General features: G+C 59.4%; 11 protein-coding genes. 4 read left to right on the top strand and 7 right to left on the bottom strand.

Annotated features, from left to right (window positions below):
• Window positions 1-52: 52 nt before the first annotated feature.
• Entirely contained in the window at window positions 53-847 is a 795-nt protein-coding gene (locus ASD46_RS07550; RefSeq protein ID WP_004432063.1) for a response regulator, read from the bottom strand.
• Between the two features lie 137 nt (window positions 848-984).
• On the opposite strand from ASD46_RS07550, the gene ASD46_RS07545 reads away from it, so the two are divergent.
• Together ASD46_RS07545 and ASD46_RS07540 are read left to right on the top strand one after the other, a co-directional pair.
• Window positions 985-1,191 (top strand): NepR family anti-sigma factor, encoded by a 207-nt coding sequence (locus ASD46_RS07545; RefSeq protein WP_004432062.1) that lies wholly within the window; start codon window positions 985-987, stop codon window positions 1,189-1,191.
• Window positions 1,191-1,757, top strand: coding sequence for an RNA polymerase sigma factor (locus ASD46_RS07540; protein WP_004432061.1), 567 nt, complete (start codon window positions 1,191-1,193; stop codon window positions 1,755-1,757). Before ASD46_RS07545 ends, ASD46_RS07540 begins: the two co-directional genes overlap by 1 nt.
• Window positions 1,758-1,823: 66 nt before the next feature.
• On the opposite strand, the gene ASD46_RS07535 is transcribed toward ASD46_RS07540, so the two are convergent.
• Window positions 1,824-2,294 carry an Lrp/AsnC ligand binding domain-containing protein gene (locus tag ASD46_RS07535; RefSeq protein WP_004432060.1) on the bottom strand — a complete coding sequence of 157 codons (471 nt, stop codon included), beginning with the start codon at window positions 2,292-2,294 and terminating at the stop codon, window positions 1,824-1,826.
• A 175-nt stretch (window positions 2,295-2,469) separates the two neighbouring features.
• Between ASD46_RS07535 and putA the strand changes: the two genes are divergently transcribed.
• Entirely contained in the window at window positions 2,470-6,156 is a 3,687-nt protein-coding gene (gene putA / locus ASD46_RS07530; RefSeq protein WP_060641920.1) for a trifunctional transcriptional regulator/proline dehydrogenase/L-glutamate gamma-semialdehyde dehydrogenase, read from the top strand.
• 43 nt (window positions 6,157-6,199) lie between these two features.
• Here putA and ASD46_RS07525 read toward each other — a convergent pair whose 3' ends face one another.
• The 4 genes from ASD46_RS07525 to ASD46_RS07510 all read right to left on the bottom strand — a co-directional run bounded on the left by ASD46_RS07525 (window position 6,200) and on the right by ASD46_RS07510 (window position 10,580).
• Window positions 6,200-7,027, bottom strand: coding sequence for an ABC transporter ATP-binding protein (locus ASD46_RS07525; protein WP_004432043.1), 828 nt, complete (start codon window positions 7,025-7,027; stop codon window positions 6,200-6,202).
• A gap of 8 nt (window positions 7,028-7,035) precedes the next feature.
• The gene (locus ASD46_RS07520; protein ID WP_060641919.1) at window positions 7,036-7,815 is read right to left on the bottom strand and encodes an ABC transporter permease subunit; all 780 of its coding nucleotides are present in this window, start codon (window positions 7,813-7,815) and stop codon (window positions 7,036-7,038) included.
• Window positions 7,816-7,838: 23 nt separating this feature from the next.
• Window positions 7,839-8,792 (bottom strand): aliphatic sulfonate ABC transporter substrate-binding protein, encoded by a 954-nt coding sequence (locus ASD46_RS07515; RefSeq protein ID WP_004432036.1) that lies wholly within the window; start codon window positions 8,790-8,792, stop codon window positions 7,839-7,841.
• 258 nt (window positions 8,793-9,050) lie between these two features.
• The gene (locus tag ASD46_RS07510) at window positions 9,051-10,580 is read right to left on the bottom strand and encodes an aldehyde dehydrogenase family protein (RefSeq protein ID WP_013762124.1); all 1,530 of its coding nucleotides are present in this window, start codon (window positions 10,578-10,580) and stop codon (window positions 9,051-9,053) included.
• A gap of 215 nt (window positions 10,581-10,795) precedes the next feature.
• Here ASD46_RS07510 and ASD46_RS07505 point away from each other — a divergent pair, with 215 nt between their 5' ends.
• Window positions 10,796-11,698 carry a LysR family transcriptional regulator gene (locus ASD46_RS07505; protein WP_004432029.1) on the top strand — a complete coding sequence of 301 codons (903 nt, stop codon included), beginning with the start codon at window positions 10,796-10,798 and terminating at the stop codon, window positions 11,696-11,698.
• Window positions 11,699-11,702: 4 nt separating this feature from the next.
• Here the strand turns inward: ASD46_RS07505 and ASD46_RS07500 are convergent, their stop codons facing one another.
• Complete coding sequence (locus ASD46_RS07500; protein ID WP_004432027.1) at window positions 11,703-12,683, bottom strand: glutathione S-transferase family protein; 981 nt, start codon at window positions 12,681-12,683, stop codon at window positions 11,703-11,705.
• Window positions 12,684-12,766 lie beyond the last annotated feature (83 nt).

Here is a 12,766-nt window from a genome sequence, read left to right as displayed (position 1 = left end):
GAACGTCCGGGTACCGTAGTTGTTCCCGGACAGTCTACGGTTTCGGCAAATTTCACGCCGCGACGCGAGAGCTTTCGTTGAAAAACAGGGCCTGGCTGATAAGCGCTTTCACCATGTCCGGGTTGAACGGCTTCGTAACGAGGAATGTCGGCTCGGGCCGCTCACCTGTCAAAAGACGCTCAGGGAAGGCTGTAATGAAGATCACCGGCAGAGACGTCATCTGAAGGATCTCCTTCATGGCATCGAGCCCGGAGCTGCCGTCTGCAAGCTGGATGTCGGCAAGGATCATCTTCGGCTGCGTGCGGTTGAAGAGATCGATCGCCTCCGCATGCGTGCGGGCAATACCCGTAACGCGATGGCCGAGATCGGTGACCATCTGCTCGATATCCATGGCGATCAGAGGTTCGTCCTCGATAATCATGATATCGGTGGCAACCTGGCGGGCGATTTCAGAGGCCGCCTCATCGATCAGCTGGCCGATCTGGGCTTCAGTTACCCTCAGAACCTCTGCTGCTTCCGAAGCTGTGAACTCTTCGACCGTGGTCAGAAGGAAAGCCTGGCGGGCGAGCGCTGGTACCGCAGAGAGGTTGGCGGAAGCGCGCTTTTCCCAACCTGACAGGTTTTCATCGGCCTTTATATTGATCGTGACGGAACTAAAAATCGATACGAACAATTGATAAAGCGAAACCCGATCGTTGCTTGTCGGCGGGAAGATGCTGATATCGGCGATCAGAGCTTCAAGTGTTGCTGCAACATAGGCATCGCCAGTGGATTGAGAGCCGCAAACGGCACGCGCGAACCTGCGCAGATATGGCAGGTGCGGTGCGATGCGTGTAGAAACTGACATGGAATTCTCCCCTTTCATGCGGTCTGCAACGCAAACCCACGATAGCAACGTGCGCATCATAAAAAAAGTTCCGGATCGCCGGAACTATTTTTTTCATCGCGCATTCTTGCCACGACACAAAAGGAATACCGGACGTTATGAACATATTTCAATCGGACCAAGATTCTCCGGACAATCCGGCCAACCCTCAGGTCCCGCACTCTGGACGTGCGGTGATTTCCCGCAAGCTCAGGGAACTCTACGATGCTGTTCAGGAAGAAGGCATCCCTGACAAATTCCTCGATCTTCTCGAGAAACTCGATGAAGCCGAAAACAGAGCCAAAGACAAGGCTTCGGGGGAATGATGGCGAAAGAGCCGGAGCAGACAGAATACAATTTCAAACGGGAAATGCTGGCGGCACTGCCAAACCTGCGCGCATTCGCGATCTCACTCATCCGTTCGAGGGATCGCGCTGACGACCTCGTGCAGGATACGATCATGAAGGCCTGGGCGAAACAGGAGAGTTTCCAGCCTGGCACCAACATGCGCGCATGGCTGGTGACGATCCTGCGTAACGAATTCTACAGCCAGATTCGCAAGTCCGGCCGCGAAGTACAGGATACCGACGGGGTTTACACCTCGCGCCTGTCGGTGCCGCCAGAACAGCATGGTTCGGTCGATCTTCAGGATTTTCGTACGGCACTTGCAAAGTTGCCCGACGATCAGCGCGAAGCGATCTTGTTGATCGGCGCCTCGGGCTTTGCTTACGAAGAAGCAGCCGAGATTTGCGGGTGCCCGGTTGGCACGATCAAGAGCCGTGTCAGCCGCGCGCGATTGCGCCTGCAGGAACTTCTCGGCATCGAAAACGAAAACGAGTTTGGTCCTGACGCGCAGATGAGCGCCGTTACCGCCGCAGCCACCGCGCGCTGAGCTGGCAGAATTCGCAAAGCATTAGACGGGTAGGCTCATGCCTGCCCGTTTTTCTTCGCCGCGTCGTCAGATACCGGTCTCCTTGACCGACTGCATCACGACGAATGTCGAAGTGTTGGAAACCGATGGAAGGCTGGAGATTTTTTCGCCGAGCACCCTTCGGTATTTGCGGATATCGCTGGTGCGCACCTTCAGTAGATAATCGAAGGCGCCGGCGATCATGTGGCATTCCTCCACCTCCTTGATCTTGCGCACCGCCGTGTTGAATTCCTCAAGCGCCTTTTCGCGTGTGTCGGAAAGCTTGACCTCGGCGAAGGCGATATGGTCGACGCCCAGTTTCTGCGGATTGAGCACCGCACGGAAGCCCAGAATATAACCTTCATCCACCAACCGCTTGAGCCGCGTCTGGCACGGCGTCTTGGAGAGGCCGACCCTTTTCGACAGTTGCAGCACCGACATGCGCCCGTCTTCGCTGAGGGCCTCGAGAATCTTGAGATCGAAGTGGTCCAGATCGTCTGTTTTATGACTATTAGCCATGTGATTTCACGCCAATTTTGAATAATAAAAGTTCATATGGCCTGTTCTATCCTCAAAATAGGACCATAGCAATTTTTACGGCAATGATATTGTACACAGCAGAATGACAAGCGGCGAGCGGAGGACACGCTGCCGCTGACAGTCTGTCTTCAACAGCTTTTTCAGGATTTTCAGAATGGCCGATGGTGCAAGCAAAGCCGATGTAAACCCGCAGCAGACGGTGAACGGTATTTTCCAGAATTTTGCACCGCCCGTGCGCGAGCAGAGCCCGTTGCGCAAAGCAATTACCGCCGCTTACCGCCGCCCAGAGGAAGAGTGCCTGGCGCCTCTGATCGATGCTGCGACCGTCACGCCCGAGCAGGCCGCAGCCATTCGCACCACGGCAACCAAGCTGATCGAGGCGTTGCGCGCCAAGACGAAAGGCACCGGCGTCGAGGGGCTGGTGCAGGAATATTCGCTCTCCAGCCATGAGGGCGTGGCCCTGATGTGCCTTGCCGAAGCACTGCTGCGCATTCCCGACACCGCCACCCGCGACGCGCTGATCCGCGACAAGATCGCCCGCGGCGACTGGAAGTCCCACATCGGCGGCGGGCGCTCGCTGTTCGTCAACGCCGCAACCTGGGGTCTTGTCATCACCGGCAAGCTGACCTCGACGGTCAATGACAGCGGCCTTTCGGCGGCGCTGACCAAGCTGATCGCCAGGGCTGGCGAACCCGTCATTCGCCGCGGCGTCGATATGGCGATGCGCATGATGGGCGAGCAATTCGTGACCGGCGAAACGATTGGGGAAGCGATCAAGCGCTCGAAACCGCTGGAGGAACAGGGTTTCCAATATTCCTACGACATGCTCGGCGAAGCGGCGACCACCGCCAAGGATGCGGAGCGTTATTACAAGGACTACGAAAACGCGATCCACGCCATTGGCAAGGCCTCCGCCGGGCGTGGCATCTATGGTGGCCCCGGAATTTCCATCAAGCTTTCGGCCCTGCATCCGCGTTATGCCCGTGTGCAGGCAGAGCGGGTAATGGCGGAGCTTCTGCCGCGTGTGAAATCCCTGATGCTGCTCAGCAAGAAATACGATATCGGCCTCAACATTGACGCCGAGGAAGCCGACCGGCTGGAACTGTCGCTCGATCTTCTGGAGGAACTGGCGCTCGACAAGGATCTTGCCGGTTGGAACGGCCTAGGCTTCGTTGTGCAGGCCTATGGCCGCCGCTGCCCCTTTGTTCTCGACTACATCATCGATCTCGCCCAACGTGCCGGTCGCCGCATCATGGTGCGTCTTGTCAAGGGCGCCTACTGGGATGCGGAGATCAAGCGCGCACAGGTGGACGGGCTGGAAGACTTCCCGGTCTTCACCCGCAAAGTGCACACGGATGTCTCCTATATCGCCTGCGCCCGCAAGCTGCTTGCCGCGCGTGACGTCGTGTTCCCGCAATTTGCGACCCACAACGCCCAGTCCATGGCTACCATCTACCATCTCGCTGGTCCGGACTTCAAACTCGGTGATTACGAGTTCCAGTGCCTGCACGGCATGGGCGAACCGCTTTACAGCGAAGTCGTCGGCAAGAAAAAGCTCGATCGTCCCTGCCGCTTTTATGCGCCTGTTGGCACCCACGAGACGCTGCTTGCCTATCTCGTCCGCCGTCTGCTGGAAAACGGCGCGAACTCCTCCTTCGTCAACCGCATAGCAGATCCCGCCGTGCCGGTGGCTTCCCTGCTGGAAGATCCGGTCACCGTGGTCAAGGCTTACCCCGTTCCCGGCGCACGGCACGACCGCATTGCTGCACCCGCTGGTCTCTTCGGCCCCGAACGGGCAAATTCCGCCGGCCTCGATCTTTCGAATGAAACGGCACTTGCCGCGCTGGACAACGTCCTTAAGGCAGGTGCGACGACGGAATGGAAAGCCGCAGCACCGCATGCAGGCGGAAAGACACGCCCGGTCCTCAATCCCGGCGACCACAATGATGTCGTCGGTTATGTAACCGAACCGACAGAGGCCGATGTCGAAGCGGCAATGCAACGGGCCGCAGCCTCCAACTGGTCTTCCACGCCGGTCGAGGAGCGCGCCGCCTGCCTGGAGCGCGCTGCCGACCGGATGCAGGCCGAAATGCCGGCCCTGCTTGGCCTCATCATGCGCGAGGCCGGAAAATCCATGCCGAACGCCATTGCCGAGGTGCGCGAAGCGATTGACTTCCTGCGTTATTACGCAGCGGAAGCCCGGAAGACCTTCAAGGCCAACGAGACACCGCTCGGCCCGGTCGTCTGCATCAGCCCGTGGAACTTCCCGCTTGCCATCTTCATCGGCCAGGTAACGGCAGCACTGGTTGCCGGTAATCCGGTACTGGCAAAGCCCGCCGAAGAAACCCCGTTGATCGCCGCGCAGGGGGTACGCCTGCTGCATGAGGCAGGCGTTCCGCAGGACGCCGTGCAGCTTCTGCCAGGTGACGGCAAGACCGGTGCGGCACTAGTCGGCTCAGCGCTCACGGCGGGTGTGATGTTCACCGGATCCACTGAAGTGGCGCGGCTCATCCAGGGTCAACTCGCAGGCCGGGTTCTCGCAAACGGCCAGCCCGTTCCCCTGATTGCCGAGACCGGCGGCCAGAACGCCATGATCGTCGATTCCTCAGCGCTTGCCGAGCAGGTCGTCGCCGACGTCATCGCCTCTGCCTTCGACAGTGCCGGCCAGCGTTGCTCGGCGCTTCGCATTCTCTGCCTGCAGGAAGATGTGGCCGACCGCACCCTGACGATGCTGAAGGGCGCGCTGCACGAATTGCGCATCGGGCGCACCGATAGCCTTTCCGTCGATGTCGGCCCCGTGATCACCGCTGAAGCTAAAGGCATCATCGAAAAACACGTTAACAGCATGCGCGCACTCGGTCACCGGATCGAGCAGATTTCGCTTGCCGGCGAAACCGGCAAGGGCACCTTCGTGCCACCGACAATCATCGAGATGAAATCGCTCGCCGATCTTAAGAAAGAGGTCTTCGGGCCGGTGCTGCACGTCATCCGGTTCAAGCGCGACAATCTCGACCGGCTGATCGACGAGATCAACGCCACCGGCTATGGCCTGACCTTCGGCCTGCATACGCGTCTTGACGATACCATCCAGCATGTCCTGTCGCGCGTCGCGGCCGGTAATCTCTATGTGAACCGCAACATCATCGGCGCCGTGGTCGGCGTCCAGCCCTTTGGCGGGCGAGGCCTCTCCGGCACCGGCCCCAAGGCGGGCGGTCCGCTCTATCTCGGCCGCGTCACACAAACCGCGCCGAAGATCGACCGCGTTGCCAGCCAGCAGGACCAGGCGGCTGTCGATCTCGCCCGCTGGCTGGATGAAAACGGCCAGAGCGTTGCAGCCGAAGCCGCAAGACAGGCCGCAGCCCTATCCGGCCTCGGTTTCGAAACCGAACTGGCAGGCCCAGTCGGCGAACGCAACGTCTATGCGCTGCATCCGCGCGGCAAGGTGCTGCTTATTCCGGCCACGGAGCAAGGGCTCTATCGCCAGCTTGCGGCAGCGCTTGCCACCGGCAACTCGGTCGTTATCGATAATGCGTCGGGGCTGGAAAAGTCGATCTACGGATTGCCGGCAACCGTCACCTCGCGCATCACATGGGCTGACAGCTGGGAAAAATCCGCACCGTTCGCCGGCGCGCTGATCGAGGGCGATGCGGAACGTGTCGTTGCGATCAACAAGAAAATCGCCGCCCTGCCCGGTCCTCTGGTTCTGGTTCAGGCCGCCACGACGGAAGCGCTTGACCGTGAAACCCAGCCCTACAATCTCGACTGGCTGGTGGAAGAAGTCTCCGTCAGCGTCAACACAACGGCTGCCGGCGGCAATGCCAGCCTGATGAGCATCGGCTGATTATCTGGTTCCGGCAGGGTCTCGACCCTGCCGGTCCATCACATCACCCACCGATTTCACCACGACCGAAAAGCTGGTTCAGAACCTGCTCTTCAAGCCGCGCGAATTCCGGGGTGCCGTGTCGGCGCGGACGCGGCAGTTTCACATCGAGATCAAGGGCGATGCGCCCCTCATCAATCACGACGATGCGGTCTGCAAGTGCGACGGCTTCCGAAACATCGTGCGTAACGAGAACGGCGGTGAATTTCTGCTTGCGCCAGATGCGCTCCAGCAGAAGCTGCATTTCGATGCGGGTGAGCGCATCTAGCGCCCCGAGGGGTTCATCCAGCGCCAGAATTTGCGGATGCGCCACCAGCGCGCGTGCCAGCGCCACGCGCTGCTTCTGGCCTCCAGACAGGACATAGGGCCACTCGCCCGCCCGGTCCTTTAGCCCAACCTCTTCGAGAATGGCAAGCGCCTGCTCGTTCGCCGCCTCACCTTTGGCGATGCCGGTCAGGCCCACGGATACATTGTTTGCGATGCGCTCCCATGGCAGAAGGCGCGGCTCCTGAAACATCATGCGAGTGCGGCTCGATGCGTCTTTCGAAACGGTGCCGCTTGTGGGCGCATCAAGACCGGCCAAGATACGCAGAAGCGTGCTCTTGCCGCATCCACTCTTGCCGATAATAGCCAGAAACTCGCCTTCCCGCACATCGAGATCGATGCCGCGCAGAACCGGTTTATCGCCAAAGGTCTTTGTCACATTGCGGAAGCTGAAAGCGACCTTGCTGTCGTTCTGCTTGCCGCGCTGTTCAACCTTGGTCTCTGCCCCGGAAGGGGAGGATGATGGGGCATCGGGGCGTCTCAACGTCGTAACATTGCTGGTCGACATGGGTTACCTCAGACTTTCTTGAAGGCTGGATGCCACTGCAGGAAGATGCTTTCGAGGAAGCGGGCGAAACTGTCCGCCAGCTTGCCAAGAAGCGCGTAAATAAGGATCGACAGCACGACGACATCGATCAGCAGGAACTCGCGCGCCTGCATGGCCATGTAGCCGAGGCCGGAAGAGGAGGAAATTGTTTCCGCCACGATAAGCGTCAGCCACATGATGCCGAGCGCATAACGCAGGCCGGTGAAAATGGACGGCAGCGCGCCGGGCAGGATCACTCGCCGGAACAGGGTGAAGGGCGACATGCCATAGGTACGCCCCATCTCCACCAGTTGCGGATCGACCCCCTGAATGCCGAGCAGCGTGTTGATGTAGGTGGGGAAAAACACTCCGAGTGCCACGAGGAAAAGCTTTGCCTCCTCGTCGATGCCGAACCAGAGGATGACGAGCGGAATGAGCGCCAGATGCGGGATGTTGCGGATCATCTGCAGCGTCGTGTCGGTAAAGCTGCGGGAAAACCGCGACAGTCCGTTGGCCAGCCCGAAGATGAAACCAATCGCGCCGCCAACGGCGAAACCGGCCAGAGCGCGAGCGGAGCTGACACCGATATTGGCGATGAGTTCCCCTGAAAGCAAAAGCCGCCAGAAGGCTTCCGCGACGGCAGAGGGAGCCGGCAGGACGTTTGCCGAAATGAGACCGACGCGGGCAGCAAGCTCCCAGCCGGCAAGAATGATGGCAGGAAGCAACCAGCCCGTGATGCTTCCAGCCTCGATACGCCTTCTGATGCTCATCGCGAAGCCCTCCGTATCCGGGATCAGTTGGTGGCGCCTGACCAGACGGCATCCTTGATGCTGATCTGCTTAGGGATCAGGCCCAGGCGATAAAAGCGGTCGGCAGTTTCCTGCTGGCTGGCAATGATCTTGTCATCGATTTTCGAAATACCGAATTCCGAACGGTTCGCAGCCAGCGTCTGCGCTTCCAGCGGTACACCTGTCACCTCATGCAGGGCTGCCGCAACCTTGTCGCGGTTGGCGGCGGACCATTTGGCCGCCTCGCCCAGGGCATCAAGCGTTATATTGATGGTGTCGGCATGGGATTTGGCATAGTCGCGGTTGGCGAGGAAATAGGTACTCACATTGAGAACCTCGCTGGTGCGGGCCAGAGTGACGGGCTTATAGCGCGTCTCGGCAATTGCATAGAACGGATCCCAGACGGCCCAGGCGTCGATCTTGTCGCTGGCAAAGGCTGCCGCCGCGTCAGCCGGGCTGAGATAGACCACGTCGATATCGCTAAATTTCAGGCCGTTCTTCTCAATTGCCGCCACCAGCAGATTGTGGGCGCTTGTGCCCTTGCCGACGCCGACCTTCTTGCCCTTCAGATCGGCAACCGACTTTATACCGCTCTCGGGCTTGGTGAAGATCGCCTCACCCTTACCGTTTGAGGGAAGAGCCGCAACGTAAACGATGGCCGAACCGGCCGCCTGACCGAAGATTGGCGGCGCATCGCCCGTCCAGCCGACATTGATGGAGCCAACATTCAAGGCCTCCACCAGCGGCGGGCCTGCGGTGAATTCGACCCACGAAACCTTGACGCCCTTGGCCTCAAGCGCCTTTTCGATAACGCCCTGTTGCCTCGCGATCACCGGCAGGCCGGTTTTCTGATAACCGATCTTCAGCTCTTCCGCCGCCTGCGCCTGCAAGGGCAGCACGGATAATGCAGCGGCAACAAGAAAACTGGCGGAGAGGGCACGACGGGTAATGGCTGGCATCTTAGCTCCTTGTCGCCGACCCCCTGGGGCCGGTTTGCGATATGGAGCAATGCTAGGGTTTTCGATGAAAACGATAGAGAGAGGATAATTCAATATGAGCGATATTGCGGGAATAAAATTCCGCAGAGACGCCTCTTTCCCGCAAATCGTCGCAGGAAGCATTACCAAGCCTGCTTAACAGACGAATGCCGGTGCGGACTGGCCGCACCGGCATGATGGATCAATATCGCTATCGAACGCGCAAACTTGCGAAGCGATTTACTCGATATCGAAGGAAACGCCCTGCGCCAAAGGCAGCGCCTTGGAGTAGTTGATGGTGTTGGTGGCGCGGCGCATATAGGCCTTCCATGCATCCGAACCGGATTCGCGGCCACCGCCGGTTTCCTTTTCACCACCGAATGCGCCGCCGATTTCCGCGCCCGAGGTTCCGATATTGACGTTGGCGATGCCGCAATCCGAGCCTTCCGAAGACAGGAAACGTTCCGATTCCTGAATGTCGCGGGTGAAGATCGACGACGACAGACCAGCGGCAACGGCGTTATGCGCGTCAATCGCCTGATCGAGATCGCTGTACTTCATCACATAAAGGATCGGCGCGAAGGTCTCTTCCAACACCGGCCCCGCCTGTTCAGGCATTTCGACAAGTGCCGGCTTTACATAATAGGCATCCGGCGCACCCGTATCCACTCGCCCGCCGCCATTCACCACGCCGTCATGCGCCTTGGCCGCTTCGAGCGCCTTCTGCATGCCGTCGAAAGCCGCCTTGTCCACCAGCGGTCCGACAAGCGCCGATGTTTCGAGCGGATTGCCGACGGATACGGAGGCGTAGGCCTTTTTCAGACGCGGCACGAGCTGGTCGTAAACACTGTCATGCACGAAGAGACGGCGAAGCGTGGTGCAGCGCTGGCCGGCCGTGCCCATGGCGCCGAAGGCAATGGCGCGCAGCGCCATGTCGAGATCGGCAGACGGGCAGACGATGCCGGCATTGTTGCCGCCCAGTTCCAGAATGGCGCGGGCGAAGCGCTTCGCCAGACGCGGGCCGACATCGCGGCCCATGCGGGTGGAACCGGTTGCAGAAACCAGGGGAACCTTGGGGTTGTCCACCAATGCTTCACCAACGGCGCGGTCGCCGATCAGAAGCTGCGACAGCCCTTCCGGCGCATCGCCAAAACGGGCTACGGCACGTTCGAAGATGCCCTGAACCGCAAGTGCCGTCAGCGGGGTCTTTTCAGATGGCTTCCAGACCACCGAATTGCCGCAGACTAGCGCGAGTGCCGCGTTCCACGACCAGACCGCGACCGGAAAATTGAAAGCGGAGATAACGCCGACAACGCCGAGCGGATGCCAGGTTTCCATCATACGGTGGCCGGGGCGTTCGGTGGCGATGGTGAGGCCGTAAAGCTGGCGGGACAAGCCGACCGCGAAATCGCAGATATCGATCATCTCCTGCACTTCGCCGAGACCTTCGGACGGGACCTTGCCCGCTTCCAGCGAGACGAGCCGACCGAGATCTGCCTTGAAGGAGCGCAGTTCTTCGCCCAGAAGCCGGATCAGTTCGCCACGGCGCGGAGCAGGCACGTTGCGCCAAATCTTGAAGGCGGCATCGGCCTTGTCGACCACGGCTGCGACACCCTCGACCGAAATGGTCTTGAGGCTTGCGATCTGTTCACCCGTTACCGGGCTGAACGACGCCATATCGCCGCCGGTATAAAGATCGCGGGCGACGCCCATTCTGTCGAGCAGGGCCGCGGCTTCCTGTTTCACGTCAAGCTTCGTGGTCGCATCCATGTCAAATTATCCTTTTTGGCTCAAAGGGGAGGAAAGGCCGTTTTTGATACGGCGCTTTCAACTCCCGTCGCTGTTCTTTCCCCGAATTTATCATTTTGTGAAACGGCGCCTCCGTCGAAGCCGGCAAAACACCATTCCATTCTTTCCCGTAATCATATATGGCCATAATGACCCTTTTCCAATGAGGAAAGCGGGTAAGTTGATGCGAGAATGGTATGGATCCGCGCAGAAGACTGGTCCCTGATATCGTAACCCTGCAAGCATTCGAGTGTGCCGCAAGGCATGGGAATTTTACCCGTGCGGCGGAAGAACTCAACCTCACGCAAAGTGCGGTCAGCCGGCAGATCGGCGAACTCGAGGCGCAGACCGGAATGCAGCTTTTCGAACGCATCCGCCGGCGCGTCGTCCTGTCGGAAGCGGGTCGCAAATTCCTGCCAGACGTGCGGCGCCTGTTGCAGCAATCCGAACAGCTGATGGTGCGCGCGGTCTCGGCCGGAACATCTCATGCATCACTTTCCGTCGCCACCCTGCCAACCTTCGGCAGCCGCTGGCTGATGCCGCGTCTGCACCGCTTCATCGACGCCAACCCGGAAATGACCATCACCATCGGCTCGCGCTCGCACCCTTTCGATTTCGATGAGGAAGGTTTCGACCTCGCCATCCATTACGGCCAGCCGGTCTGGGCGCACGGCACCTGCACCTTTTTATGCAACGAAGTGATCGTGCCGGTCGCCAGCCCCGCTCTGCTTCAGCGCGCGGGAATGAGAGAGCCGGAGGATTTTAACCGACAACCGTTGCTGCACGTGACCACACGGCCGAAACTATGGACTGAGTGGCTGGAGATGAATGGGGTGACGGCGGAGAATGCCTATAGAGGCAGCCGTTTCGACCAGTTTTCGATGATCATTGAAGCAGCCATAAGCGGCATTGGCTTTGCCCTTCTGCCGAAATATCTGATCGAGGCGGAACTCGTCTCCGGCCGTCTCGAAATCGTCTTCGACATTCCACTGCAAACCGACAAGAGCTATTATGTTGCCCTGCCGGAAGGGCGGCAGGACAATGTCCTTGCCCGCGCCTTCCAGGCATGGCTTCTCGATCAGGTCGGCAAGCCGGCCTAGATATTCACACAGTGCCGCCGATGGAAACCTCGTCAAGCCCCGGCAGATCGGGGCCGACCGGCACGATCCGGGTCGGATTGAGCGCCTTGATCGAATAATAACCGCGCTTGATGTGGTCGATATTGACCGTGTCACGCACGCCCGGAATGTTTAGCACCCGCATCATATAGGCCTGCAGGGCCCGATAGTCGGCAATGCGGCGAAGGTTGCACTTGAAGAGGCCGTAATAGGCGGCATCGAAACGCACCAGCGTCACGAAAAGCCTGACATCCGTTTCCGTCAGGCGATCGCCGAAGAGGAAGGGACCGCCTGATGCCAGGCGAGTTTCAAGTTCCTGAAGTGTCGCGAAGACGTCGGCAAAGGCTTCCTCATAGGCAAGCTGGGTGGTGGCAAAACCGGTTCTGTAGACACCGTTGTTGAGGCGGGGATAGATATGGTCGTTGAGCGCATCAATCGCGTCCCGCAGATCTTCCGGATAAAGATCGATGCCGTTATCGGCCAGATCGCCGAAACCGGAATTCAGCATGCGGAGAATGTCGGCGGATTCGTTGTTGACGATGGTTTTCGTCTTCTTGTCCCAAAGAACCGGAACGGTGGCACGGCCGGTATAATGCGGATCGGCGCTGGTATAGGCTTCGTGCATATAAGCGAAGCCGTTCAGCCCGTCGCGATCCGAACCTGGATAATCGCCGAATTTCCAACCCTCGTCGGAGAGCGCCGGCTCCACAATTGAGACCGAAATGACATCCTCGAGCTTCTTGAGCTTGCGGCCGATCAGCGTGCGTGAGGCCCATGGACAAATCAGCGCGACATAGAGATGATAGCGCCCAGCCTCGGCCTTGAAACCGCCCTCTCCCGTCGGGCCTGCTGAACCATCAGACGTTACCCAGTTGCGAAAGCCGGATGTCTGGCGAACGAAACCACCCTTCTTGTCGGTCGCCTGCACCGGGTGCCATTCGGCGGTCCACTTTCCATCCACGAGCATTTTGGGCTCTCCATTCATCTATCGATGAAAAGCTTATGGGGCCGTCTGCACCCACCCCACAAGCCGCGCTTCGGTTGACGCAC

The sequence above is a fragment of the Rhizobium sp. Root491 genome, from assembly GCF_001427205.1.
Classification (GTDB): Bacteria; Pseudomonadota; Alphaproteobacteria; order Rhizobiales; family Rhizobiaceae; genus Agrobacterium; species Agrobacterium tumefaciens.
Note: the sequence above shows the minus strand (reverse complement) of the source record. Positions and strands in the feature narration are given on the sequence as shown.

What these genes read in the sequence shown, in the direction of transcription:
- ASD46_RS07540 (WP_004432061.1), top strand. Translation starts at nt 1,191, where the DNA reads ATGGCGAAAGAGCCGGAGCAGACAGAATACAATTTCAAACGGGAAATG.
- putA (WP_060641920.1), top strand. Translation starts at nt 2,470, where the DNA reads ATGGCCGATGGTGCAAGCAAAGCCGATGTAAACCCGCAGCAGACGGTG.
- ASD46_RS07535 (WP_004432060.1), bottom strand. Translation starts at nt 2,294, where the DNA reads ATGGCTAATAGTCATAAAACAGACGATCTGGACCACTTCGATCTCAAG.
- ASD46_RS07520 (WP_060641919.1), bottom strand. Translation starts at nt 7,815, where the DNA reads ATGAGCATCAGAAGGCGTATCGAGGCTGGAAGCATCACGGGCTGGTTG.
- ASD46_RS07545 (WP_004432062.1), top strand. Translation starts at nt 985, where the DNA reads ATGAACATATTTCAATCGGACCAAGATTCTCCGGACAATCCGGCCAAC.
- ASD46_RS07510 (WP_013762124.1), bottom strand. Translation starts at nt 10,580, where the DNA reads ATGGATGCGACCACGAAGCTTGACGTGAAACAGGAAGCCGCGGCCCTG.
- ASD46_RS07525 (WP_004432043.1), bottom strand. Translation starts at nt 7,027, where the DNA reads ATGTCGACCAGCAATGTTACGACGTTGAGACGCCCCGATGCCCCATCA.
- ASD46_RS07505 (WP_004432029.1), top strand. Translation starts at nt 10,796, where the DNA reads ATGGATCCGCGCAGAAGACTGGTCCCTGATATCGTAACCCTGCAAGCA.
- ASD46_RS07500 (WP_004432027.1), bottom strand. Translation starts at nt 12,683, where the DNA reads ATGCTCGTGGATGGAAAGTGGACCGCCGAATGGCACCCGGTGCAGGCG.
- ASD46_RS07550 (WP_004432063.1), bottom strand. Translation starts at nt 847, where the DNA reads ATGTCAGTTTCTACACGCATCGCACCGCACCTGCCATATCTGCGCAGG.
- ASD46_RS07515 (WP_004432036.1), bottom strand. Translation starts at nt 8,792, where the DNA reads ATGCCAGCCATTACCCGTCGTGCCCTCTCCGCCAGTTTTCTTGTTGCC.